General features: G+C 63.8%; 26 protein-coding genes. 20 read left to right on the top strand and 6 right to left on the bottom strand.

From position 1 onward, the window contains the following. Positions 1 to 31: 31 nt before the first annotated feature. From CHR90_RS18140 to CHR90_RS18170, 7 genes are all read left to right on the top strand, one after another. Entirely contained in the window at positions 32 to 832 is an 801-nt protein-coding gene (locus CHR90_RS18140; protein ID WP_373283872.1) for an undecaprenyl-diphosphate phosphatase, read from the top strand. A 4-nt stretch (positions 833 to 836) separates the two neighbouring features. Beyond that, the gene (locus CHR90_RS18145) at positions 837 to 1391 is read left to right on the top strand and encodes a sigma-70 family RNA polymerase sigma factor (RefSeq protein WP_094410525.1); all 555 of its coding nucleotides are present in this window, start codon (positions 837 to 839) and stop codon (positions 1389 to 1391) included. 3 nt (positions 1392 to 1394) lie between these two features. Then, positions 1395 to 2030, top strand: a complete 636-nt coding sequence (locus CHR90_RS18150; RefSeq protein ID WP_094410526.1) for an NrsF family protein — start codon at positions 1395 to 1397, stop codon at positions 2028 to 2030. A gap of 61 nt (positions 2031 to 2091) precedes the next feature. Further along, positions 2092 to 2418 (top strand): type II toxin-antitoxin system PrlF family antitoxin, encoded by a 327-nt coding sequence (locus CHR90_RS18155; protein ID WP_094410527.1) that lies wholly within the window; start codon positions 2092 to 2094, stop codon positions 2416 to 2418. Positions 2419 to 2436: 18 nt separating this feature from the next. After that, complete coding sequence (locus CHR90_RS18160; protein WP_094410528.1) at positions 2437 to 2934, top strand: type II toxin-antitoxin system YhaV family toxin; 498 nt, start codon at positions 2437 to 2439, stop codon at positions 2932 to 2934. Positions 2935 to 3192: 258 nt separating this feature from the next. Beyond that, on the top strand, positions 3193 to 4863 hold the full coding sequence (leuA, locus tag CHR90_RS18165; RefSeq protein ID WP_094410529.1) for a 2-isopropylmalate synthase: 1671 nt from the start codon (positions 3193 to 3195) through the stop codon (positions 4861 to 4863). A 128-nt stretch (positions 4864 to 4991) separates the two neighbouring features. Next, positions 4992 to 7922, top strand: a complete 2931-nt coding sequence (locus CHR90_RS18170; RefSeq protein WP_094410530.1) for an AsmA family protein — start codon at positions 4992 to 4994, stop codon at positions 7920 to 7922. A gap of 26 nt (positions 7923 to 7948) precedes the next feature. Here CHR90_RS18170 and CHR90_RS18175 read toward each other — a convergent pair whose 3' ends face one another. Genes CHR90_RS18175 through hppD form a run of 3 tightly spaced genes read right to left on the bottom strand, consistent with a single transcriptional unit; the run spans position 7949 to position 11154 of the window. Then, positions 7949 to 8965, bottom strand: coding sequence for a fumarylacetoacetate hydrolase family protein (locus CHR90_RS18175; RefSeq protein ID WP_094410531.1), 1017 nt, complete (start codon positions 8963 to 8965; stop codon positions 7949 to 7951). A 4-nt stretch (positions 8966 to 8969) separates the two neighbouring features. Then, entirely contained in the window at positions 8970 to 10094 is a 1125-nt protein-coding gene (locus CHR90_RS18180) for a homogentisate 1,2-dioxygenase (RefSeq protein ID WP_094410532.1), read from the bottom strand. 1 nt (position 10095) lies between these two features. Beyond that, positions 10096 to 11154, bottom strand: coding sequence for a 4-hydroxyphenylpyruvate dioxygenase (gene hppD / locus CHR90_RS18185; protein WP_094410533.1), 1059 nt, complete (start codon positions 11152 to 11154; stop codon positions 10096 to 10098). Positions 11155 to 11284: 130 nt separating this feature from the next. On the opposite strand from hppD, the gene CHR90_RS18190 reads away from it, so the two are divergent. Together CHR90_RS18190 and CHR90_RS18195 are read left to right on the top strand one after the other, a co-directional pair. Beyond that, positions 11285 to 11785 carry a MarR family winged helix-turn-helix transcriptional regulator gene (locus CHR90_RS18190; protein WP_212668723.1) on the top strand — a complete coding sequence of 167 codons (501 nt, stop codon included), beginning with the start codon at positions 11285 to 11287 and terminating at the stop codon, positions 11783 to 11785. Between the two features lie 116 nt (positions 11786 to 11901). Next, a complete protein-coding gene (locus CHR90_RS18195) occupies positions 11902 to 13656 on the top strand; it encodes a methyl-accepting chemotaxis protein (protein WP_094410535.1) in 1755 nt (584 codons plus the stop codon). On the opposite strand, the gene CHR90_RS18200 is transcribed toward CHR90_RS18195, so the two are convergent. Together CHR90_RS18200 and CHR90_RS18205 are read right to left on the bottom strand one after the other, a co-directional pair. Continuing rightward, positions 13653 to 14276 (bottom strand): hypothetical protein, encoded by a 624-nt coding sequence (locus CHR90_RS18200; protein WP_094410536.1) that lies wholly within the window; start codon positions 14274 to 14276, stop codon positions 13653 to 13655. The genes CHR90_RS18195 and CHR90_RS18200 overlap by 4 nt on opposite strands. Continuing rightward, a complete protein-coding gene (locus CHR90_RS18205) occupies positions 14277 to 14606 on the bottom strand; it encodes a PadR family transcriptional regulator (RefSeq protein WP_094410537.1) in 330 nt (109 codons plus the stop codon). Between the two features lie 92 nt (positions 14607 to 14698). Between CHR90_RS18205 and CHR90_RS18210 the strand changes: the two genes are divergently transcribed. The 4 genes from CHR90_RS18210 (at position 14699) to CHR90_RS19340 (ending at position 18648) form a co-directional block, all read left to right on the top strand. Next, positions 14699 to 15289: a ferric reductase-like transmembrane domain-containing protein gene (locus tag CHR90_RS18210; RefSeq protein ID WP_170941463.1), complete on the top strand. Its 591-nt coding sequence runs from the start codon at positions 14699 to 14701 to the stop codon at positions 15287 to 15289. Between the two features lie 36 nt (positions 15290 to 15325). Then, entirely contained in the window at positions 15326 to 15715 is a 390-nt protein-coding gene (locus CHR90_RS18215; RefSeq protein ID WP_094410539.1) for a hypothetical protein, read from the top strand. Between the two features lie 108 nt (positions 15716 to 15823). Further along, the gene (gene ahcY, locus CHR90_RS18220; RefSeq protein WP_094410540.1) at positions 15824 to 17113 is read left to right on the top strand and encodes an adenosylhomocysteinase; all 1290 of its coding nucleotides are present in this window, start codon (positions 15824 to 15826) and stop codon (positions 17111 to 17113) included. Between the two features lie 131 nt (positions 17114 to 17244). Then, positions 17245 to 18648: a tetratricopeptide repeat protein gene (locus CHR90_RS19340; protein ID WP_141210992.1), complete on the top strand. Its 1404-nt coding sequence runs from the start codon at positions 17245 to 17247 to the stop codon at positions 18646 to 18648. Here the strand turns inward: CHR90_RS19340 and CHR90_RS18230 are convergent. Beyond that, a complete protein-coding gene (locus CHR90_RS18230; protein WP_094410542.1) occupies positions 18645 to 18818 on the bottom strand; it encodes a DUF1674 domain-containing protein in 174 nt (57 codons plus the stop codon). The two genes, CHR90_RS19340 and CHR90_RS18230, sit on opposite strands and share 4 nt — an antisense overlap. Positions 18819 to 18919: 101 nt before the next feature. Between CHR90_RS18230 and htpX the strand changes: the two genes are divergently transcribed. From htpX to CHR90_RS18265, 7 genes are read left to right on the top strand one after another with little or no spacing between them, the layout of a single operon-like run. Next, complete coding sequence (gene htpX / locus CHR90_RS18235; protein ID WP_094410543.1) at positions 18920 to 19843, top strand: zinc metalloprotease HtpX; 924 nt, start codon at positions 18920 to 18922, stop codon at positions 19841 to 19843. 42 nt (positions 19844 to 19885) lie between these two features. Next, positions 19886 to 20287, top strand: coding sequence for a hypothetical protein (locus CHR90_RS18240; RefSeq protein ID WP_094410544.1), 402 nt, complete (start codon positions 19886 to 19888; stop codon positions 20285 to 20287). A gap of 17 nt (positions 20288 to 20304) precedes the next feature. Next, the gene (locus CHR90_RS18245; protein WP_094410545.1) at positions 20305 to 21612 is read left to right on the top strand and encodes an RsmB/NOP family class I SAM-dependent RNA methyltransferase; all 1308 of its coding nucleotides are present in this window, start codon (positions 20305 to 20307) and stop codon (positions 21610 to 21612) included. A gap of 15 nt (positions 21613 to 21627) precedes the next feature. After that, complete coding sequence (gene rpe / locus CHR90_RS18250) at positions 21628 to 22290, top strand: ribulose-phosphate 3-epimerase (protein ID WP_094410546.1); 663 nt, start codon at positions 21628 to 21630, stop codon at positions 22288 to 22290. Between the two features lie 25 nt (positions 22291 to 22315). Beyond that, on the top strand, positions 22316 to 24019 hold the full coding sequence (locus CHR90_RS18255) for a heparinase II/III family protein (RefSeq protein WP_094410547.1): 1704 nt from the start codon (positions 22316 to 22318) through the stop codon (positions 24017 to 24019). 59 nt (positions 24020 to 24078) lie between these two features. Then, positions 24079 to 24291 carry an AbrB/MazE/SpoVT family DNA-binding domain-containing protein gene (locus CHR90_RS18260; RefSeq protein ID WP_094410548.1) on the top strand — a complete coding sequence of 71 codons (213 nt, stop codon included), beginning with the start codon at positions 24079 to 24081 and terminating at the stop codon, positions 24289 to 24291. Beyond that, complete coding sequence (locus tag CHR90_RS18265; RefSeq protein ID WP_229671527.1) at positions 24266 to 24637, top strand: type II toxin-antitoxin system PemK/MazF family toxin; 372 nt, start codon at positions 24266 to 24268, stop codon at positions 24635 to 24637. The genes CHR90_RS18260 and CHR90_RS18265 overlap by 26 nt, the downstream gene beginning before the upstream one ends. Positions 24638 to 24698 lie beyond the last annotated feature (61 nt).

Consider the following 24698-nt stretch of genomic DNA (forward strand, 5'->3'; position numbering starts at 1 on the left):
GGGGGTTAGATCGCCGTGAGGATGGATGACCGTGGACAGCGTATTTTGGCAGGCGCTTTTTCTGGGGCTGATCGAAGGGCTGACGGAGTTTCTGCCCGTCTCCTCCACCGGGCATCTGATCCTGCTTGGCCATCTCATCGGCTTCGAAGGGCCGCCGGGCAAGATCTTCGAGATTGTCATTCAGCTTGGCGCCATTCTTGCCATTGTCGTGCTCTACTGGCGCAAGCTGTTCGGCGTGCTGCTGGCAGCGCCGAAGGATAAGGCGGCGCAGCGCTTCATTCTGGCGATCCTGCTCGCGTTCCTGCCCGCGATGATCATCGGCGCTGGGGCGCATGGCTTTATAAAAAGCGTGCTGTTTTCCCCCTGGGTCGTCTCCATCGCGCTGATTGTCGGCGGGATCGTCATTCTGGTGATCGAGGGGCTGCATCCGAAAGAACGCTTTACCGATATTGCCGATATGCCGCCGAAAACCGCGCTTGCCATCGGGTTTATCCAGTGCCTTGCGATGATCCCCGGCGTGTCGCGTTCCGGCGCCACGATCCTGGGGGCGCGGATGATGGGGCTTGATCGCAAGACCGCCGCCGAATTTAGCTTCTTCTTGGCTGTGCCCACCATGCTGGCAGCGACCATCTATGATGTTTACAAAAACCGCGCCGATTTGTCTTTCGATGGCGGCGTGGTAATCGCCGTGGGTTTTCTTGCCGCCTTTCTGACGGCGCTGCTGGTGGTGCGTACCGCCGTTGGCTTCATCGCCCGGCACGGTTTTACCCCCTTTGCCTGGTATCGCATCGCCGTGGGGGCGCTGATGCTGGGCGTACTGATCGCCCGGTAACCGGATGACATTTTCTGCCGACCAAGGGGCCGCCTGGGGCCGCTTGATGGCCGCCGCCCAAGCGGGCGATAGCGCGGCTTATCGGCAACTTCTGACCGAAATTCTGCCGTTCGTACGGGCGATCATCGTCCGCCAAATCGGCCGGACCGACGAGGATGCCACGCAGGAAGCGCTGCTGTCCCTCCATCTCGTCCGCCATACCTATGATCCCGACCGCCCCTTCAAGCCGTGGCTGGCCGCCATCGTCCGCCACCGTTTGCTCGATGGGCTGCGCCGCCAGACGCGGCGGGCGAAAAACGAAATCACCGTCGATGATTTCGATGTAACCGCCGACCGCTTGACGACGAATAGCGATCAGGAAGCCGTGGATGAGGTGCAGGCCTTGCGCCATGCCTTAGATCAGCTTCCCGAAGCGCAACGGCAGGCGATCTTGCTGGTGCGGCTTCAGGATAAGTCACTGGCGGAAGCCGCCGTGGAACTGGGGACCAATGTGGGGGCCTTAAAAGTCTCGGTGCATCGGGCGCTAAAGCGCCTGAAAAGCCTATTGGGGGGTGAATAGACGATGGACAGCGCCCGGCTGATCGACCTTCTGAGCACGGAGCTGCCGCCCGTTCGGCGGCTGCGCCCGCCGGGGGTGCGCGCGCTGGGCTGGCTGAGTGTGACCGGCCTGTTCCTTGGCCTCATCATCTGGGCGAATGGTCTGCGGCCCGATTTCGACACGATGGCCGCCCAACCGCGCTTTCTGGGCGAAACCGCCGCAATCCTGCTGACCGGCATCACGGCGGCACTGGCTGCCTTCAAACTGTCGATCCCCGGTGCCGCCCCGGCGCTGCGCTATCTGCCGCTGCTGCCGCTGGCCGCCTGGCTGCTGTTGATCGGCAAGGGCTGCCTGGATGACGCCAACGCGGGAACGCTCTATTGGGGCATTTCCACCCATTGCCTGCAACAGATAGGCTGGACCGGTCTTGTCTCTGGGGTGCCGATGCTGCTGATGCTGCGCCGCGCCGCGCCGTTCGAGCGGCTACCGCTGGCCCTACTGGCGGGCCTTGCCTCCGCCTCCCTCGCGGCCTTCGCCATGAGCCTCTATCACAGCTACGACACCAGCCTGATCGTGCTGGTCAGCCACGGGTTGATCATGGCACTGCTCACCCTCGGCTTCGGGCTGATCGGCCCGGCGGTGTTGAGGCGGCGCATTTGACCAAGTAATGCATTTGCATTACCCTTGAGTCGACAGTGCGACCTTCCAAGAGAATGCGGCCATGCCCGGTCTTGACCAAGAATTTTCAACCCTGACCGACCGTTACCAAACGACGATTCCAGCCAGCATTCGCCGTGCCTTGAACCTGACGAAAGGCGACCGCATTCGCTACAGCCTGGATGCGAGCGGGCGGGTGTATATCGAACCCATTCCCACCAATGGTTCGGATACCGCGCTCGGGCCGTTTCTCGATCTCCTGGAAGCGGATATTCGCGCACGGCCCACCGCCCTGGTATCGGTCGGCCCGGTCCTGGTCACGCAGATGCAAGCCCTGGTCGAGGGGGTGGAGATTGATCTCGACACCGCCCTTGACCCCCAAAACGATTAATCCTGCGCGGGATTGGCGATGCCTGACGTGACGGTCAATGGCTGGCGGCTTTATGCGCATCCGTTATTCGTCGATCAGTTGGAGCGCTTGAGCCGCGAGGTCGCCCTTCGCCAGGACGCCGACCCGGAACACTATCGGCAGAAAAACTGCACGAAACGGCTGGCGGCCATCCTGAGGCTGATCACCGTCGATATTCCCGCCGACCCCGGCCACCCGAAATTCCGGCAGGGCGATACCCTGGGCGATGCCCGGAAACATTGGTTCCGCGCCAAATTCTTCCAACAATACCGGCTGTTCTACCGCTTCGACAGCCGGGCGAAGGTGATCGTTTTTGCCTGGGTGAATGATGACGCGAGTTTGCGCGCTTACGGCAGCGGCACCGATGCCTATACGGTCTTCAGTAAGATGCTTGGGGCGGGTAATCCCCCCGACGATTTCCCCGCACTGCTCAGCGCCGCAGAAGCCACCTCTGGGCAAACAGCAACGATCCTGCGCGCCGCAAGCGACCTGTCTTAATACCGCCCCTGCGTCGAAAGACGGTTGACCCGTGGCGCCTCGATTGCCTATCGTCCCCGCCATGAGCATTCAGAAGGCCCCCATTCTTGCGACTGAAACGACCCGTCTGGCGGCGTCGGCATCGCTTGGCCTTCTTCTCGCGCTTCGACTTATCGGCGGCTACCGGCCCTAACTTGCGGCCATCCGGTAGCTGTAGGCGGGCCGCACGCACCCTCCCCATGCCGTTTAGGCCGACGAGTTGAGACTAGGATATTTCCGATGAAAATCGATGCCGCGACCAAATACCGTCCGTTCCAGCCCATCAATTTGCCGGATCGGACTTGGCCGAATGCGACCATCACCAAGCCGCCGATGTGGTGTTCCGTCGATCTGCGCGACGGTAATCAGGCGCTGATCGAACCGATGGGGCCGGACCGCAAGCTGCGCATGTTCAAGGCCCTTGTGGCGATGGGCTTTAAGGAAATCGAAATCGGGTTCCCTGCCGCCAGCCAGACCGATTTTGATTTCTGCCGCCAGTTGATCGACGAAAACCTGATCCCGGCGGATGTGACCATCCAGGTGCTGACCCAGGCCCGCCGCCCGCTGATCGAGCGGACGTTCGAGGCGATCAAAGGCTCGCGCCGCGCCATCGTCCATCTCTACAATTCCACCTCCACGCTGCAACGCCGCGTTGTCTTCGGGCTGGAGAAGGACGGCATTAAGGCAATCGCTACCGAAGGCACCCAGATCGTCAAAGAACTGGTCGCCAGCGTGCCGGAAACCGAAGTGGTGTTCCAATATTCGCCGGAAAGCTTCACCGGCACCGAAATCGACTATGCCGTCGAAGTTTGCGATGCTGTGCTGGACGTGTGGCAGCCGACCGAAACCCATAAGGCGATCATCAATCTGCCGGCGACCGTGGAAATGTCCACGCCGAATATCTACGCCGACCAGATCGAATATTACTGCCGCCATACCCGCTGGCGGAAGGAAACCATCGTCTCCCTGCATCCGCATAACGACCGGGGCACCGGCGTTGCGGCGGCGGAACTCGGCGTGATGGCCGGGGCTGACCGGGTAGAAGGCACCTTGTTCGGCAATGGCGAGCGGACCGGCAATGTCGATGTCGTCACCCTGGCGCTGAACCTGTTTACCCAAGGCGTTAACCCGGGGCTGGACCTGTCGGATATCAACGAGCTGGTTCGCGTTGCCGAATATTGCAATCAACTGCCAGTGCATCCGCGCCATCCTTACGCGGGCGATCTCGTCTTCACAGCCTTCTCAGGCAGCCATCAGGACGCGATTAAGAAGGGGCTGGATGCGCTGAAACGCTCCAACTCCAAGGAATGGGAAGTGCCCTATCTGCCCATCGACCCGTCGGACGTGGGGCGAAGCTACGAAGGCATCATCCGCGTCAACAGCCAGTCGGGCAAAGGCGGCATCGCCTATCTGCTGGAAACCGACTATGGCGTGACCCTGCCGCGCCGCTTGCAGATCGAATTCTCGCAAGTCGTGCAGCGCGTGACCGACGCCACGGGTAAGGAATTGACGGCGGGTAATATCTGGGAGGTGTTCGATAGCGAATACCTCAAAGCCATCGACCCGGTGGAATTCCTGTCCCATACGACGGTGCCGGATGCCCATGCCTCGGAAGTTCGGCATTTGACGGCGAAGATCCGCCACAAGGGCGCCGACGCCACCATCCAAGGCAGCGGCAATGGCCCCATCGACGCCTATTGCAGCGCCCTGGCCGCCCTGCACGGCATCGAAATCGACCTTCTGTCCTATAGCGAACAGGCGACCGGGCGCGGTCAGAATACCCAGGCCGTCGCCTATATCGAACTGAAGACCAAGGACGGCAGCCTGTGGGGCGTCGGCGCCGACCGTAATATCGTTACCGCCGCGCTGAAAGCCGTGACCTCGGCGGTTAACCGGCTGCTGACGGCCTAGGCGCGCGCCCAATCTGCCGCGTTTTGCCGCCGGAAGCCCCCGCTTCCGGCGGTTTTCATTTGGCCCTGCCCGCCGGGGCCGCGCTTCTGCTATAAGAATCGCTCAAACGGTTCAGGTTTAGGGGCATCATGGGGCAGAGGTCGGCGACGCGCGGGGCACTGTGGGTTATTCCGCTGGGGCTGGTTCTGCTGGCAATCGGGGCGGCGGTGCTTGTGCCGCGCTGGATCGACTGGACCCATTACCGGCCCGAGCTGATGGCCCTGATCGGCGATGTCACCGGCCGCCGCGTCGCCATCGACGGCGATGTCCGCCTGACCCTGCTGCCCACCCCGTCTTTGCGCGCCGAAGACGTGCGGCTGGGAGAGGCGGCGGGCGAGCGCTCCCCCATCTTCCTGCGCGCCACCGCCATTCAGGCCGACCTTGATCTCGGGGCTTTGATCACCGGCGCCGTGCGGGTTAGCTCCCTGCGCATCGATCATCCGGTTGCGGAGTTTCTCGATCTGCCGACCGGTACCGATTTCCTCGGCCTCGGGCGCGCCAGCCTTGATCGGGTGACGATCACCGATGGCGAAGCGGGATCACCGCTGATGGATGCGGGCGACCGGCTGACTGCAATCGATGCGGAGCTGGTGTTCGGCAAACCGGGGGAAGCCCCGCGCCTAACCGCCACCTTCCGGCATCGCACCCTGCCTTGGCGGCTCGATGGCAGCCTGGGCCGGGCATTGGCCCTCTCCATCGGCCCGCGCGGCGGCGGCCCCACCTTGCGCTTGACCGGCACGGTTGCCGAAGAGGGAGAAGCGCGCTTCGTCGGCAAACTAAAGGGCGAGGGCAGCCGGGGGACCGAGCTTGCCCATCTTCTCGGCTTCGGCGTGCCGAAACCGGCGGAGGGGCGGTTTGCCCTCGATGCCGCCGTCGATCTGTCGCCAGAGGGCCTATCGCTGCACGATCTCACCTTAATCCTGGGTGAGCAGCGGATCATGGGCGCCATTGGCTTTGCCTGGACCGATCAACTGACATGGCACGCCAGCCTGCGCGCTAACCGCTTCGATCTCGACGCCTTCCGCACCCCGTGGCAACCGCCGCTGGTGCCGCGCAGCGACTCGTCGCTGCCGAACGGCACGCTCACCCTCGCCGCCGACGCACTCGACTGGCGCTCCGGTGTGCTGCGGCAGGCCCGGATCAGCGCGGCCTGGGACGATGGCACGCTCACCCTATCGGAAGGCGCCGTTGTGCTGCCGGGCGGCACCGATATTGCCGTTAGCGGCGCCTTTCTGCCCGATGAAAACTGGCGCTTCGCCGGGCGCGGCGAAGTGGGGGGCGACGATCCCCGCCCCGCCCTGGTTTGGGCCGGGGCCGACCCGCGCTGGTTCCCACGGGGCGACCGCTGGCGGCGGCTCTCGGGCACGCTTGCCCTTTCCGGCGACCGCGAGCACCTGTCGGTGGACCGGCTGGACGTGAGTTTCGACAATAGCCGTGTGACCGGCGCCCTTCGGGTGGCCGCAGGCGACCGCCCGACGCTCAGCGCCACCCTGACCGCCGACCGGTTGCCGCTCGACGCGCTGCAACCCCTCACCCCCTGGGCCGAGTTGATCGGCGGCGACGGTGGCCTCGCCCCGCTGACGGGATTTGACGGCAGCCTCGCCCTGACCATCGGTGAAAGCCTGCTAGTCGATCATCCGCTGCGCGACCTACGGCTGACGGCACAGGTCGCAAGCGGGGTACTGACGCTGACCGAGGCGACGGCGCACGGCTTCGGCGGGCCAGAACCCTTCCGCTTGAGCGGGACGGTCGATGCGACCCAGACGCCGCCGGTTCTGGCGTTGAAAGCCAATGCCACCTGGGCCGATACCGCCCGCACGGGCGATCTTCTGCACGTGTCGCTGCCCGCGCGCGCTGGGCTGGAGGGGCGGGCTGCGCTGGCCCTCAATGGCCCGCTGGCGAAGGCCGATCTGGCGCTTGCCCTAAAGCTGGGAAGCGCCGACGCGCAAATCGGCGGCACCTGGGCACCCCTGGCCGGAACTGCCCTGCTAGACCTCGATGTGCTGCACCCGTCGCAACCTCAAGCGCTGCGGGATTGGACCCTGGGCCTGACCGCCGATGGCGACGGGCCGGTGAAACTGACCGGGCGGCTCGACCTTAGCCGCAGCCGCCTATACGCGGATAGTCTTGCCCTGCGCCTGCCCGATCTCGCGGCAGACGCGCGCGGCACGCTGACCTTTCCGGTCGGGGACGGCGGTTTTAAGCTCGACGGCGGTATCGGGATTTCCGTCCTGCGCCCGGCCCAATGGCGGGACAGCCCCGCCAGCAAAGCCCGGTTGGCCGACGCGCTGCTGTGGCCGCTGGAGGTTGATATCGCCGTGCGCCTGGGGCTGCTCGACCAAGCCCCCTATTCCCTAACCGATCTTGCGGGGCAACTGCGCTTTACCAATGGCACCTGGCGGTTCGACGATGGCACCGCGAAACTCTACGACGGAACGCTGGAGCTTTCGGCCCTGCTGGCCTTCGGGGAGAGCGAGCCGCACCTAACCCTGAACCTCGACCTGAAAGACGCCGCCCTAGGCCGCGCCACCGCCGCCTTCTTCGACGAACCGGACGCCGAGGGGCGCCTGTCGGCCCAGAGTATTCTGACGGCAAAAGCCCTGACCTTGGCCGAACTGCCGAGCCGGCTCAGCGGCACGCTGGCGGCGCAAAGTCGGGACGGGCAGATCGGCGGCATCGACCTTGACGGGCTGCGCGCGGCCCTAGCCCCAGCGACCGAGGGTAATCCGCAGCGCAGCGCCGACCGCGGCCTCGCCCTCGCCAATGCCTTCACCACCGGCAAACTGCCGTTTAAGGACGCAACCGCAGAGGTTACGGTCGGGAACGGCAGCGCAACCGTGACCAAACTCACGGCGACGGTGCCAGACATTACGATTGAGGCAAGCGGCACCAGCCCCGACCTAGGCCCCCTGCGCCAAGGCCGCGCGCGGTTTTCCTTGAAAGACGGCGACGCCGCCCTGCTGATCGCCGACCGCAACGGCGCGGGCTGGCAACGGCGGTTGGAGTGGTCGGAAAAATAAGGGTCAGGGGCTAAGCCCCTGACGCCTTAGCGATACTCTTCGACCGTCTGCTCGATTGCGCCAAAGACGCTCTGGCCGGTCGCGTCCTGCATCTCGATCCGTACCCGGTCGCCGAAACGTAGGAAGGGCGTGCGGGCGCCGCCGTGCAGCAGGGTTTCGACCATGCGCACCTCGGCCAAGCAGGAATAGCCCAAGCCCCCGTCACTGACCGGGCGCCCCGGCCCGCCCCCGGCATCCTTATTCGATACCGTGCCGGAGCCAATGATGCTGCCCGCCGCCAAAGGCCGCGTCTTGGCAGCATGGGCGATCAGGGTTGGGAAATCGAAGGTCATATCCACCCCGGCATTGGCTTTGCCGAAAGGCTGACCGTTGAGCGCCACCAGCAGCGGCAGATGCAGCTTGCCGCCATCCCAGGCCGCGCCCAGCGCATCGGGCGTCACGGCAACCGGGGAAAAGGCGCTGGAGGGTTTCGACTGAAAAAAGCCGAAGCCTTTCGCCAATTCATTCGGGATCAGATTGCGCAGCGATACATCGTTGACCAGCATCACCAGCCGGATCGCCCGCGCCGCCGTGGCGAGATCGGCCCCCATCGGCACATCGTCGGTCACGACCGCAACTTCGCCCTCGAAATCGATGCCGAAGCTTTCACTGGCCATACGGATCGGTTCGGTCGGGGCCAGGAAACTGTCGGAGCCGCCCTGATACATCAGTGGATCGGTCCAGAAACTTTCCGGCATCGCTGCGCCGCGCGCTTTGCGCACCAGTTCCACATGGTTCACATAGGCGCTACCGTCGCACCATTGATAGGCGCGCGGCAGGGGGGACAGGCAGGCGGCAGCATCGAAGGCAAAGGCGCCCTCGGCCCGGCCTGCCTCTAAGTCTGCGGCGAGTGCCCGCAGCTTCGGCGCTGTCTCCGCCCAAGTATCCAGCGCGGCTTGCAGGGTCGGCGCGATCCCGGTGGCGGCCACCGCCCGCGTCAGATCGGTCGATACTAGAACCAGCGCGCCATCGCGCCCGCCGGTTCGCAGGGTTGCGAGTTTCATCCGCTTATGTCCCCATCCAACTGTTCACATAGCCCGCCCATTCGACCGAGGCCGCCCCCGTGCCGATCTCTAGCGCGTCGCGCGTGTCGATCATTACGGCATATTCATCCGTTGCGGCTTTCGGCTGCTCGAAGGCGCGGGTCAGCGCTTTCGGGTGCGGGCCGTGGGTGAAGCCGCAGGGATGGAAGCTCATCATGCCGGGGTGGATATTGTCGCGGCTGAAGAAATCCCCGGCGTGGTAGAACAACACCTCGTCGTAATCGAGGTTATCGTGGAAGAAGGGCACTTTCAGCGCGCCGGGGTCGGTTTCGAACAGGCGCGGCGCGAAGGTACAGACGACGAAACGATCCGCCACGAAGGTGGTGTGAGCGGACGGCGGCAGATGGTAGCGATGGCTCATCAGCGGGCGAATATCGCGCACATTGATCCGCACTGCCGACAGATTGCCCTTCCAACCTTTGGCATCCAGCGGATTGAACGGGAAGGTGACGGTGGAAATCTGCCCGCGCCGCTTGATGCGCACCTTCCATTCGTCTTCCGTCGCCTGGGCGCGGAAAGCGTCGTCGATGCGCGGCACGTCCAGCATGGCGGGATCGAAGATCGCATGCGGGCCGAGCATGCCCTTATCTGGCAGGCGATAGGCGCTATTCGTCGCTTCGATCAGCAGCGCCGTGAACTGCTGGGCCTGATCGATCCGCCACATCGTGCCGCGCGGCAGCAGCACATAATCGCCCGCTGCGATGTCCAAATGCCCGTAATCGCAATAGAGCGCCGCCGTGCCGGTATGGACGAACAGAAGATCGTCGCCATCGGCATTGCGCACCAGATGGTCCATGCGCTGCGGGGCGTGCCAAAAGCGCATGCGGACGTGGCTGTTATAGAGAATATCCGGCGCTAGGAAGGGGCTGGTTTCGGTGGCGGTCAGGCGGGCAAGGTCGAAGGCGCGCGGGCGCAAGGGCCCGTCCCAATCGGTCCAGCCGGTCGGCGGGTGGGCGTGGTACATATGGGTGGCAGGGCCGAAGAACCCTTCGCGCCCCAATTCCCGCTCGTAGGTGCCCGGCGGCAGGTCGCAATGCGCCTGGCGCGAGGTTTCCCCCTCGCGGTGGGGAAACTCAATCCAGTTTTTCATGCTACACCACGCCGCGCCGGATTTGGTCGAGTTCGATCGATTCGAACAGCGCGCGGAAGTTGCCTTCGCCGAAGCCTTCGTCGCCCTTGCGCTGGATGATTTCAAAGAAGATCGGGCCGATGACCGTATCGGTGAAGATTTGCAGCAGCAGCCCGCCGTTTTCGGTCGGCGCGCCGTCGATCAGAATACGGTTCTGCTTCAGCCGTTCCACATCCTCGCCGTGATAGGGCAAGCGGTTGCCGATCAGCTCGTAATAGCTATCCGGCGTATCCATAAACTTCACGCCCTTGCCCAGCAGGGTTTCGACGGTCTGATAAATATCATCGGTCGACAGGGCGATATGCTGAATGCCTTCGCCGTTGTAAGCGCGCAGATATTCTTCAATCTGGCTCTTATCGTCGGCGCTTTCGTTGATGGGAATCCGGATCTTGCCGCAGGGGCTGGTCATCGCTTTGGAAAACAGACCGGTGACCTTGCCTTCGATATCGAAATAGCGAATTTCGCGGAAGTTGAAGAGCTTTTCATAAAAGCCCGACCATTCCTTCATCCGCCCGCGATGGACGTTATGGGTCAGGTGATCGACCCCCGTTAGACCGACGCCGAAGGGCACCGCCTCCGCCCCCGGCAGCGGCACGAAATCCACGTCATAGATCGTGCTCGGCCCATACCGATCCACCAAATAGATCAGGCTGCCGCCGATGCCCTGGATCGCGGGGATGCTGAGTTCCATCGGCCCGACCGCGCCGTGGTGCACCTTCGCCCCCAGGCTTTCGGCCCGGCGGACGGCATAGCCCGCATCCTTCACCCGAAACGCCATCGCGCAGGCCGATGGGCCGTGCACGCGGGCAAAGGACTGGGCAAAGCTCTCCGGCTCGGCATTCAGAATGAAGTTCACGTCGCCTTGCTTGAACAGCAGCACGTTTTTCGACCGATGCTTGGCGACCGGCTTGAAGCCCAAACGGGTAAACAGCGCTTCCAATTGCGCCGGGTCCGCCGCCGTATATTCGACGAATTCGAACCCATCGGTGCCCATCGGATTGATATCGGTAATCTCACTCATAGCGGCGCCCCTCCGGTTATCCTTAAACTGCCGCAACCGGCAGATTGCGTTGCAATCCCATCTGGGAAACAATGGCTGAAAGCGATATTAGTTTCACAAGAAACAAACTGCAAGCAAGATGGGAGAGGAGATGGTGCGACGCCCCGAGGATACGCCGCTCGACCTAGAGCGCTTCCTGCCCTACCGCCTGAGCGTTCTCAGCAACCGCGTCAGCGCCCTGATCGGCAAGCTCTATTCCGACGAGTTTAGCCTGACGATCCCGGAATGGCGGATTTTGGCCGTGCTGGGCCGCTATGGCGAGATGACGGCGACAGAGGTTGCCGCCCGCACCGCGATGGATAAGGTGCGCGTCTCGCGCGCCATCGCCCGGCTGCTCGACGCGGGCCGCCTCGCCCGCCGCGTCGATCCGCACGACCGCCGCCGCCTGACCCTGGAGATGACCGAGGAAGGCCGCGCCGTCTACGCCCAAATCGTTCCGCTGGCCCTATCGGCGGAACAGAAGATGCTGAGCGGGCTGGCCGCCGACGATCTGGCCGCCTTCAACCGGCTGGCCGCCCATCTCACCCAAGCCGTCGCCGCCTTCGAAGCCGAACTGGGCGTAACGCTGGACGGGGTGGACGCGGGGGTCTAACCCGCTTTCGCCCCCCCCGGTAAAATCCGCGTGCCACCTGCATCTATCGAACCGATACTCCTGTATAACGGGCAGACGGGTGGCGGCGGACCACCTCTCTTTGAGGAGGATCGAGCATGCGGGCGTGGCGTCATTCACTGGTCTGGAAAATCGCGCTGCCGGTGCCGTTGGCGCTGCTGGCGATGATCTTAGCCATCGGCTTCATCATCCCCCGGCAGATCGAGGCGGATACCCAAGCGACCGCCGTCGAAAACGCCCTGCAAACCATCGCGCAGTTCCGCTCGGTCCGCGACTATTACAACACCGCGATTGTCCCGAAGATCCGGGGCAGTCAGGATTTGAAGTTAACCCACCTCCATGCCAACGATCCAAAAGGCGCGCCGATCCCGGCAACCTTTATGTTGGATATGTCGGCCCGTCTCCAAGACAAGGGCGTCAGCCTATCGTTCTATAGCCCCTACCCCTTCCCGGAGCGGGCGAACCGCCAGACCGATGCGTTCCAGAAAGCCGCCTGGGAGCAGTTCCAGAAGAACCCCGATACCCCCTTCATCGACCGCACGGTGCTGAACGGCAAGGAAGTCGTGCGCGTCGCGGTCGGCGACCGGCTGGGGGAAGCCTGTGTTGCCTGCCATAACTCCCACCCGCAATCGCCGAAGAAAGATTGGAAGGTCGGCGACGTGCGCGGCGTGTTTGAAATTCAGACGGTGATCGACGCGCAGTTGGCGCGCGGGCATATGCTGACCTATAGCGTGCTCGGCGTCGTGCTGCTCGGCGGCCTTGCCGTGCTGATCGTCTCGCTGCTGGCCACCCGTACCGTCGCCCGGCCCTTGCTGGCGATGGGCGGCGCCGTTGCCCGTTTGGCGGGCGGGGAGCGGCGGTTGAACCTAAGCCGGGAAGCCGCGCGGGCCGATGAAATCGGCGGTCTCGCCCGCGCCCTCGAAGGTTTCGGGACGGCGCTTGAGCAGCAGGAGGCCCGCGAAGCTGCCGAACGGGAGGAGATGGCGCGCAAAGCCGCCCGGCAGGCGGAGCTTGAAAGCCTGACCCAGAGTTTCGATAGCGCGGTGTCTAGCCTGCTCGGCAAGGTCAACGGCATGACCGACCAGTTGCACCGGGCGGCAGGGACGATGACCAGCACGGTGCAGCAGGCCAATAGCGCCTTCACCACAATTGCTAGCAGCACCGATCAGACCCACGCGAATGTGGAGGCGACGGCGGGCGCGGCGGAAGAACTCCTGGCCTCCAACGCCGAAATCGCGGGCCGGGTGCGCGAGGCGCTAACCATTTCTCGCAATGCCGTCGCGGAAACCGAAACCGTGGACCGGCAAATCGCCAGCCTGACCGAGACGGTGGAACGCATCGGTATGGCCGGGCAGTTGATCAACGAGATTGCAGCCCAGACCAATCTGCTGGCCTTAAACGCGACCATCGAGGCGGCGCGCGCCGGGGATGCGGGGAAGGGCTTTGCCGTCGTCGCAAGTGAAGTTAAAGCCTTGGCCGCCCAAACGGCGCGGGCAACGGAAGAAATCGCCGCCCAAATCGCCGCCGTCCGCAGCGGCACCAGCAATGCCGCCGGGGCGGTGCGCGAGGTTGGACACGTCATCCAAAGCCTCGAACGCCTCGCCGCCGATATTTCCGGCTCGGTCGAACAACAGGGCGCCGCGACCAGCGAAATCGCCCGCCAGATGCAGGAAGCCGCCAATGGGACGCGCGCCGTTGCCGAGGAGATGAACGCCGCCACCGGCACGGTCGATCAGGCCCGCCAAGCCTCCGCCACCGTTCACGACAGCGCCGCCAATTTGAACTCGGAAAGCCAAAGCCTGCGCGGGACGGTGGAAAAATTTCTCGCCGGGGTGCGGATGGGGGCGCGCTAAACCAGCCCCGGATAGCGGCGGACGCGGCGGTACTCGCCCGCGAGGAAGAGCAGGGCCACCACCTCCGCCGCTGTCGTTGCTAGGGGGGCCACTGCGCCCCAGGTCGGCTGGGCGGCAATCCCGAGCGCGGTCAATACGCCCCCGCCAAGGCTGGACAGGAGCAGGGCCGCGCCCCCCACCCAGGCCAAGCGGCGGGGAGACAGGTGCCAGTCTTTCCCACGCCGCTGCCGCCACAAGCCGACCCCGGCCAAGGCCGCCGCGAGTGTTGCCGCAATCAAGCCCCAGCGGTCGGCCAAACGGGCGGGCCATAACCAGGCCTCGGCCTCCAGCGGCGGCAGGAAGGCTAAACGCAGGCGCATGGTCAGCGTTACCAACAGCAGCGCCGTCAGCAGCAGTTTCAGAAACCCCGCCAGCCGCGGCGGCCCGTGGGCGGCGGCGATGCCGTGGGCGAAAGCATCCGGCGGGCCGAGGCAAAGATGGGGATCGACCGCCCCGCCGCGCGCCTCTTCCGCTTCGGCAAGATGATCTTCGGCTTCAGCCGCCACCCGCTCCGCCAGCGCCGGATCGAAAGCCAGCGCCGCCCGGACCGCGTGAAGATAGAGCTGCGCCGCCGGGTCCACTCAACGCCCGCCGGGGCGCAACAGCGCCTCCACCGCGCCGGAAAAAGCCGCCCAGCGCGCCTGCCGGTCGCCTAACGCCGCCTCCCCGGCCGGGGTCAGCGCGTAGAGCCGCCGTTTGCGCCCAGTTGGCGACTGGCCCCAGCGGCTGACCAGCAGCCCGGCAGCTTCCAACCGATGCAGCGCCGGATAGATCGTTCCTTCCGGCAGATCAAAGGTGCCGTCGCTTTGCGCCTTGATGGTTTCGATAATCCCATAGCCATGCGCCTCCCCCGCCCGCAGGGCCGCGAGCAGGATGGTATCGAGATGGCCCTTTAGCATTTCCGCGTCCATGCGCCGATCTTAAGCCTAGGCTTGCTAGGGATCAAGGTTTCGGCTTATACCTAGTAACACGATACCTCATATAACGATGCATGGAGTCTGAGATGCCGAACGGACTGTTGCTGTTGATGCTCACCGGTCTTGGCTTGGCCGGGGGCAGCCTGCTGGCCTTCGCCGGGGCGCCGACCGAAACGGAAGCCTTGCGCCTGATCATCCGGGGGACCGCGCGCAGTTCGTTGATCCTCTTCCTGCTCGCCTTTGTCGCGGGACCGCTGCACAGCCTCTGGCCGAGTGCGGCCAGCGCCGCCCTCCTCAAGCTGCGCCGCTGGTTTGGGCTGAGCTTCGCCCTCTCACATCTCACCCACGCTGTCGTGCTGGTGGCCTTGGCGACGCGCGACCCGGCGCTGTTCTGGAGCCTGACCAATCCCGCCAATGTGGTCACCGGCGGCATCGCCTATGGCTTCATCCTCCTCATGGCTGCCACCTCTTTCGATGCCGCCCGGCGGTGGGCGATCTGGCCGGGGCTTCACCGGATCGGCCTATGGTATTTGTGGATCAGCTTTGTCGTCGCGTTTGGGAAACGGGTTCCGGCCAACCCGCCCTATAGCATCGCCCTGGTGCTGCTGCTCGTCGCCTTGGGTTTGCGCATGGCGGCCTATCGCCGGAAACGCGCCGCCGTTTTCGCGCCGAGGTGATATACTGCCGGTGGTTTTTCCCGTCAGGAGACTGAAATGTCCCGTTTTGCCCTGGTCCTCGCCGCCGCCTTGATCGCCCCCACCGCCTGGGCGCAAACCCCGCTGCCGAACGGCGTGCCCGGCCTACCGAAAGCCGCCGCCCCCAAGGTTGAAACCCCGAAGGTCGCTGCCCCGACGGTCGAGACCGCAACAGCCGCGAAAGCAGCGAAATCGGCCCTACCTGGGCTACCGGGCCAGAATTTCACCGACCTCGCCCTCGCCGAAAAGACCTGCGGCAGCAAAAACGCTGTGGTGTGGCTGAACCCCAATTCCGGCAAATCCTTCGAGCCGGGCAACCGCTATTTCGGCAAAACCAAGGACGGCGCCTATGCCTGCGCCGCAGAGGCGGCGAAATCGGGTTTTACGGGCGCCAAGAATAAGTTTTAACCCGCCCCCTTGCCCTTCCGGGGCCGCTCTCGTATAAGGATCAGGACATAAAGCTATCTTTATGTCCTGATACACACCGAAGCAGGCCGTGCCGCCGGAAGGACCATCATGACCGCCGATTATAAAGTTAAGGATTTGTCGCTGGCCGAGTGGGGCCGCAAGGAAATCCGCATCGCCGAAACCGAAATGCCCGGCCTGATGGCCCTGCGCGCCGAATACGGCCCGTCGCAGCCGCTGAAGGGCGCACGCATCGCCGGTTCGCTGCATATGACCATTCAGACGGCGGTTTTGATCGAAACCCTGACCGCGCTGGGCGCCGAAGTGCGCTGGTCGTCGTGCAATATCTTCTCGACCCAAGACCAAGCCGCCGCCGCTATGGCCGCAGCGGGCATCCCGGTTTTTGCTTGGAAGGGCATGAGCGAGGAAGAATTCTGGTGGTGCATCGACCAGACCATCGAAGGCCCGAACGGCTGGCGCCCGAATATGGTGCTGGACGATGGCGGCGACCTGACCCTGGTGCTGCACCAGCGCTTCCCGGCGCTGTTGGACGATATCCGGGGGATTTCCGAAGAAACCACGACGGGCGTACATCGCCTGTATGAAATGGCCAAGGCGGGGACGCTGAAGGTTCCGGCGATCAACGTCAACGATAGCGTGACCAAGTCGAAGTTCGACAATCTTTACGGCTGCCGCGAAAGCCTGGTCGATGGCATTAAGCGCGCCACCGATGTGATGATGGCGGGCAAGATCGCCCTGGTCGCCGGCTATGGCGACGTGGGTAAAGGTTCCGCCGCCTCGCTGCGCAGCCAGGGTGCCCGCGTCATGGTCACCGAAGTTGATCCGATCTGCGCGCTGCAGGCCGCGATGGAAGGCTATCAAGTGGTGACGATGGAAGACGCCGCCCCGATTGCCGATATCTTCGTGACCGCGACCGGCAATGTCGATGTGATCACCCTCGATCACATGCGCGAGATGAAAGACCGCGCCATCGTCTGCAACATCGGCCACTTCGACAGCGAAATCCAAATCGGGGCGCTGCGGAACTACAAGTGGGAAAACGTGAAGCCGCAGGTCGATGAAGTCGTCTTCCCGGACGGCAAGCGCCTGATCGTGCTGGCCGAAGGCCGCTTGGTGAACCTCGGTTGCGCCACGGGCCACCCGAGCTTTGTGATGTCCGCCTCCTTCACCAATCAGGTGCTGGCGCAGATCGAACTCTGGCAGAACGCCGCGAACTATGAGCGCAAGGTCTATACCCTGCCGAAGCACCTCGACGAAAAAGTCGCTGCCCTGCATCTCGCTAAGGTCGGCGCCAAGCTGACCCAACTCACCGCCGCCCAGGCCCAGTACCTCGGCATCGCCGAACAAGGCCCGTATAAGCCGGAACATTACCGCTACTAAACGCCGTCAGCACTGCGAGCGTTGGAACCGGGGTCGGCAACGGCCCCGGTTTTTGCTTTTGACGCGAAGAGTTATTGAGATTTCCTAAAAATTGTTAATATTAGAAAAATTCGCCAGAAGGTAGTTTAAGAATGCGCGTTAGCCCTTATTTCTTGGCTCTAACCTTCTTGATGGGGTGCGGCCCGGAGACAAGTAAAGACTCGTCTTCGACAGAACCTGTCAAAACACAGGCAACAGTATCGACAGCAGATAACTCACCTGAGGCTCTTTTGAACGAGGGTCGCAGGGCGGCACAGTCGCTACGACACACTGATCGTGCTCTTGCAGCTTTCGATAAGTTGATCGAAACTTACTCCACCAGTCCCACGATCGAATTTCGTCGGCTCGCATTGCAGGCAGGCCTAGAAAAGACCGCCCTGCTGCTGGCTTTTACCCCACCGCATACGGGACTTGCCGCGAATACCGCGCAGAAGGTCTTACAAGACAGCGAAGGGGTGTCAGATACCGAAACAATTAGAATTGCAGCTTATGCCTATAAAATTCGCGCCCTCTCTCAACGAACCCCTGTTGAGACAAATGAAATTGAAAATATCCTAAAACAGGGGTTAACCCTTGCCTCCAGAATTCAACAAAATAATAAACCTGCATTTTCCGAAATATCGCCTTTTTATGCCGAGCTTCTTTTTCGAGATGGCATGCAAAAGGCTTCAAGATTTTCGCCTGCTGCCGCAATGGATAGCATCGCACAATTGACGGAAAAAATTATTCCTGGTGACAATGACAGTATTAGCCGCCGCTATATAGCAGATGGGCGTATGCTGCGCGGAATGCTGCTCGTTGCCCAAAAGCCACCAAACTTCATAGAAGCCGCCGCAGACTACCGAGCGGTTCGCAGTTTGGCCGATGGGGCAAGCATTCCAGAGTTACAAGAAGCTGGCCTGCTGGCTCGGGTGAAACTTGCAGAAATTGCCCCGCACTTGAGTGTGCAACAAGTTCGTGACGCCGAAAAAGATCTTACCGCTTTGGTTAAAGACCGCAGCGCAACAAACAATATGGGTATTCGTAAGGCGACCGCCCAAGCGATGGTGCAGCTTGCCGATTTTGCCCTTAATGAACAACCACCTGTTCCGACCAAAGCAATCGCCCATTTGATCGGCCTCGAGCGCTATGCAAACGAGCAGATGACGGAAGAAATGCGCTATTACTGGGCAATATCCCTGACTAAACGCGCGAAAATTCTGCATACATATTTCCCGGACGACCGGCTAACTGCCATTGATCTCTATAATCGTGCTGAGCAATGGTTGCCGATGAGCAAAGACAGTACTGCACGGGACCGCTTGGTCGCTCAGGCGGCCATGGATTATGCTGAAACCCTAATGGCTCTAGCCCCGCCAAGACGGGCAGAGGCCCTGAATGTTCTGAATCGTGCCCAAACAATGTTCCGCAGACTGCACAATCCCAATCTTGATCCGCTTTTCGCACAATTGAATGCACTGCGTACCCGGATTGAAGCGACGCCAAACCCTTCCTAAAAATCCGAACACCGCCCATTCCGTTCCCAATCACCAAAACGAGTGGGTTCTGGGCCTTGCGGGCCACCGTATTCTTTTGGCGGTTTGGCCTCGGGGGCGGGGGCGGGGGCGGTTTCCGGGGCGGCAGCGGGCGGCGCGGTGGGCGTGTCGGTTGGTTTTGCGGTGGTCATGGCGGCTCCTTCCGGGCTGGCTTTCTTGATCGGCTCTGGCGCATTCTTACATAGGCCAGAGGGGGCGGGTGGAAAACCCCTAGGCTTTTAGGAGGAGTGCCATGACCGGACGGACGTTTCTGCTGCTGGCGGTAATGACCGCGCTTTTTGGCGCGCTGGGCTTTGCCCTCGCCGGGCAACAGGGCATGCTGATCGCCTTTTTGATCGCGGCGACGATGAATTTCTTCGCCTATTGGACCTCCGACACGATGGTGCTGAGCATGCACCATGCCCGCCCGCTCGACCCCGCGTCGGCGCCGGACCTGTATCAGATCGTCGCCGGGCTAGCGCAGCGGGCGCAAATCCCAATGCCAAAACTCTATGTGATGTATGAGGCGCAGCCGAACGCCTTCGCCACAGGGCGCAGCCCGGAAAAAGGCGTCGTCGCCGTCACCTCCGGCTTGCTCGATCTCTTGGACCGGGACGAGGTGGCCGCCGTCATCGCCCATGAAATCGCCCATATCAAAAACCGCGACACTTTGACCATGACGGTTACGGCGACGCTGGCGGGCGCCATCGGCATGCTGGCGAATTTCGCAACCTTCCTCACCCCATCGAACCGCGAGCGCGAGGGCGGTATCGGCGGCTTGGGCGCGCTTCTGCTGATGATTTTGGCGCCCTTAATGGCGATGCTGGTGCAAATGGCCATCTCCCGCACGCGGGAATATGAGGCCGATGCCACCGGGGCCGCCGTTTGCGGCAACCCTGAAGCGCTTGCGCGCGCCCTACAAAAGATTGAAGCCTATGCCCAAGGTCGCGTAAACCTGACCGCCGAACGCAATCCGGCTTCGGCCCATGTGTTCATTCATAATCCCTTGAGCGGCGCGGGGGCGGATAGTCTGTTTTCCACCCATCCCGCGACTAAGAATAGAGTAGCGAAACTTATGGCGCTTGTTCCCTCCCTAACCCGGCCCGCTTCGGCGGGGTCGCCCTGGCGCAAAAGCGCCGGGTCTGAGGCTCCTCGCACGCGGAGGCCTTGGGGGTGAGCGATCAATCGTCGGGCCGTCGGCCACCAGGAAAAGGCGGGTTTGGCAAGCGTCCGGGCGGCGCAGGCGGCGGTAAGCGCCCGCCGGGGGACCGGCCCTTCGGCCCGCGTCCGCAGGGCGACCGCCCGCAAGGGGATCGCCCCCAGGGGGAACGGCGTTTCGGCCCGCGCCCCGAGGGAGACCGCCCGCGCGGTCCGCGTCCACAGGGCGATGGTCCGCGCAGTGACGGCCCGCGCGGCGAGCGTCCGTTCAACAACCGCCCGAAAGCCGACGGCGTCCAGGGCGAGCGTCGCTTCGGCCCGCGCCCCGAGGGGGACCGTCCACGCGGCCCAAGGCCAGAAGGTGATCGTCCACGCGGCCCAAGGCCAGAAGGTGATCGTCCACGCGGCCCAAGGCCAGAAGGTGATCGTCCACGCGGCCCAAGGCCGCAGGGCGACCGCTTAGACGGCGCGCCGCGCCGGATGAAGCCGGGGGCGGCTGCCAATCCGCGCGTGCTGGCCGTCGATCTGATCGGGCAAGTCCTGCGCGGTCGTCGTCCGCTCGACGATGCGTTCGCCGGGCATCCGGGGCTGAAGCCGCTCGATCTGCGTGACCGCGCCTTTGTTCGCGCGCTGACCGCCGCCGTGCTGCGCCATCTCGGCTTGATCGATGCCGTTATCGCTAAGCTGGTGCGCGAACCGATTAAGCCGCGCGATGCCGTGGCGGAGGATATTCTGCGCCTGGGCCTTGCCCAACTGCTGATCCTCGAAACCCCGCCCCATGCCGCCGTTTCGGCCACCGTCGCCCTGACGGTCGAACTGAACATGGCGCATATGACCGGTTTCGTGAATGCGCTGCTGCGCCGGTTTATCGACGAACATGAAACGCTGCTGGCCAGCATCGACCGCGCCCGCGCCGCTGTGCCCGCTTGGCTGTGGAAATCCTGGGAAGCCACCTATGGGCTTGAGACGACTCAAGCGATTGCGGCAGGCCTCAGTGGCGAAGCGCCGCTCGATCTGACGCTGAAAGACCCCGCAACCGCCGCCGAATGGGCTGAGAAGCTGGGGGCGGAAATCCTGCCGACCGGCTCGCTGCGCGTGCAGGAAACCCACGGTCGCGTTGATGCGCTGCTCGGGTTTTCGCAAGGGGTCTGGTGGGTGCAGGACGCCGGGGCGGCCCTGCCCGCCAAACTACTGGGCAATATCGCCGGGCAGCGCGTTGTCGATCTCTGCGCGGCACCGGGCGGTAAGACGATGCAGCTTGCCGCCGCCGGGGCCAAGGTCACGGCGCTCGACCGGTCGGCCCAGCGCCTGCGCCGAGTAACGGAAAACCTCGCCCGCGTCGGCCTGACCGCCGAAACCGTGGCCGATGATGCCGCCTTCTACCGCGCGCCGCGCCCCTTCGACGCCGTTCTGCTCGATGCGCCCTGCTCGGCGACGGGGACCGCCCGCCGCCACCCGGACGTACTATGGCTGAAACAGCCGGGCGATATCGATACGCTGATCATCGCGCAAGACCGGCTGCTCGACGCCGCCGCCAAGATGATTTCAACAGGCGGCACGCTAGTTTACTGCGTCTGCTCGTTGGAGCCGGAAGAAGGGCCGGAGCGGATTGCCCGTTTCCTGGCCCGCGACCGCCGCTTCATCCGCGTGCCGGTGCGCGCGGCGGAAGTGGGCGGCATGGCCGAGTTCATCACCCCGCAGGGCGACCTGCGCACCCTGCCGAGCCATCTGGCCGACAAGGGTGGGATCGACGGGTTTTATGCCGCGCGGCTGCGGCGGGTTTCGTAACGGAGTCTCACGGGAATGCAGAAAGCCACCCGGATCGCCCCCTCGATCCTCTCCGCCGATTTCGCCAAACTGGGCGAGGAAGTGGCCGCCATCACCGCCGCCGGGGCCGATATGGTCCATGTCGATGTGATGGACGGGCATTTCGTGCCGAATATCACCATCGGCCCCGCCGTGGTAAAGGCGCTGCGCCCGCATTCGGCGCTGCCCTTCGACGTGCATCTGATGATCGCGCCCGTCGATGCCTATGTTGCGGGGTTTGCCGAGGCGGGGGCGGATATCATCAGCTTCCACCCGGAAGCCGGGCCGCATCCGCACCGCACGGTGCAGTTGATCAAATCCTTCGGCAAAAAGGCCGGGATCGTGCTGAACCCGCACACGCCGGTCGAGATGATCGATTATCTGATCGAGGATCTCGATCTTATTCTCGTCATGTCGGTCAACCCCGGCTTCGGCGGCCAAAGCTTTATCGACAGCCAATTGCGCAAGATCGAAATCCTGCGCAAACGCATCGACGCGACGGGCAAGCCCATCGATCTCGAAGTCGATGGTGGCATCACGGTCGAAACGGCGCCGCGCGCGGTTGCCGCCGGGGCCGATCTGCTGGTTGCCGGCACCGCCACCTTCAAGGGCGGCCCGGCCGCCTATGCCGAGAATATCCGGCGCCTGAAGGCGGTGTAATCGGTCGCAGCGGGCGAGACGCGGGATGGCAGCCTGGACCTGGGTACGGCACGCGCGTTTCCTCTCGCCATTCTATTGGCGGAAGCTGGACCGCGACCCGCCGGACGCGATCCGCCTCCCCCTGCCGTCGCTGTGGGAGCGGGAGGAGGGAGAGGCAACCGACGAGCCATCGCCCCGCGCGGCGACGGCGACCCTTGAGGGCACCTTCGTCTTTTTCGGCGAAAGTCACCGCCTGGGGGATAACGATAGCACCTGGCTGCCCGAAGGCAGTTCGGCGGCTTGGCGGGCGGAACTCCATAGTTTCGACTGGCTTCAGGGCCTGCGCGCCCTTGGCACTGCCCACGCCCACGATACGGCGCGCGAACTCGTCGGGCGCTGGATCGCCGATCACGGCCATTGGCACCCAGTGTCCTGGCGGCCCGACTGCGTTGGGCGGCGGGTCGCGGCATGGCTGCACACACTCGATATTCTACTGGCCCCGGCGGAAGACCGGCTGCGCGCGCCGCTGCTCGCCTCCCTCGGGCGGCAGGGGCGCTATCTGATCGATGCGGCACCGATGGCCGCCGCCGGGCTGCCGCGCGTCCAGGCCTTTACCGGGTTAGCGCTCGCAACCCTTGCCCTGCCGCTGCCGCCCGATCTGGCCGGGGCAGCGGAAAAATCCGTCGCCGCCCTCAGCGAGACCTTGATCACCGAGGATATTCGCCCCGACGGCGGCCTGCTGGAACGCTGCCCTTCCGCCCAATTGCGCGCCACCGAAGCGCTGCTGTCGGTCCGGGCGGCCTATGGCGCTGCCCAAGTGACGCCGCCCGCCGCCCTCAGCCTCGCGCTTGATCGCATCGTGCCAATGCTGCGCTTCTTCTGTTTGGGCGATGGCGCTTTGGCGTTGTTCAACGGCGGGCAGGAGGAAACGGCGGCGCGGCTCGATGCCGTCTTTGACCGGGCGGGCGGCGGCGCCAAGACGCCCCAGGGCGCCCCCCATAGCGGGTTTCAGCGGCTGGAGCGCGGCCAAACCATCGCGGTCATCGACTGCGGCAGCAATCTTAGCGCTGGGCGGGCGGAGGCCGGGGCGCCGCTGCTCTACCCGCTCGGTGGTGCCCCCCACGCTGGTCCGTTGAGTTTTGAACTGTCGGACGGCGAAGAACGGCTGATCGTCAACTGCGGGGCGCACCGCTTGGCGGACGACCGCTGGCGCAAAGCCCAGCGCGCCACCGCCGCCCACTCCACCCTGACGCTGAACGACCGTTCCTGCGGCGAGTTCGATTCCGATGGCCGGATGACGCGCGGCGCCGCCCATGTCACGGTCAGCCGGGAGGAAAGCCCAGATGGCGTTTGGCTCGACCTTAGCCACGACGGCTATATCGGTCCCTTCGGCCTGCTCGTGCAGCGCCGCCTGTTCCTATCCGCCGATGGGCGCGATTTGCGCGGCGAAGACCGGCTGGTCCCCGGGGGCGGCGAGATGGGCTATGGCATCGCGCCTTTCGTGCTGCGCTTTCATCTGCACCCAGACGTGCAAGCCAGCCTGAGCGCCGATACCCCCGCCGTTCTGCTGCGCACGGCGAGCGGCAGCCGCTGGCGCCTGCGCGCCGCCGGGGCGGCCTTAGCCTTGGGTGACTCTGTCTACCTCGGTTCGGGGGTGGACATGCGCCGCTGCCAACAGATTATCCTGACCGGTGAAACCGAAGGCGCGGGCGCAACGGTCAAATGGGCGCTGCGGCGGGAAGACGGGTAGGCTGCCTTGTTTTACGCAAGGAAATTCCTTACGCTCCTGATACCGGATGGGAGCCGCGAATGATCAGCAGCAAGCTCACGACAAAAGCGCAGACCACGATCCCGCAAGCGGTGCGCCTTGCCCTGCACCTGCAGCCGGGAGACGAGATCGTCTATCGCATCGAACAGGGCCGCGTTGTCCTTACGAAAGCTGCGCCTGCTGCCGATGATCCCTTCGCCACCTTCAGCGAATGGGCCAGCGATGCCGATGCCCGCGCCTATGCCGATCTTTGAGCCGGGGGATGTCGTCAAGGTTCCGTTCCCCTACACGGATCGGGCAACCCGTCAGCGCCGCCCGGCCCTGGTTATTGCCGCAGAAGGCTTAGGGATAGACCGGAGGCTACTGTGGGTTCTGATGATCACCAGCGCCGAAAATCGCGCATGGCCGGGCGATGTTAGCCTGGAGGCAAGTTATGCGGCAGCAGGGCTTCCCGCCCCCTCGCTGATCCGAACGGTTAAGATTGCAACCATTGACGTCAGGGATGTAACCTCATTGGGCCGCATCCAGGCCGATGAACTGGCAGAGGTCCGCGCGCAGGTCCAAACCCATCTAGGAAACAGGCAAGCCCTGCTGACCTGATTGAAAAATAAGCGCTTTTCGGCCTGTAGTGCAGGAATGAGAACTACTTTTTTCTGGCTTC

The sequence above is a fragment of the Elstera cyanobacteriorum genome (assembly GCF_002251735.1).
Taxonomy (GTDB): domain Bacteria; phylum Pseudomonadota; class Alphaproteobacteria; order Elsterales; family Elsteraceae; genus Elstera; species Elstera cyanobacteriorum.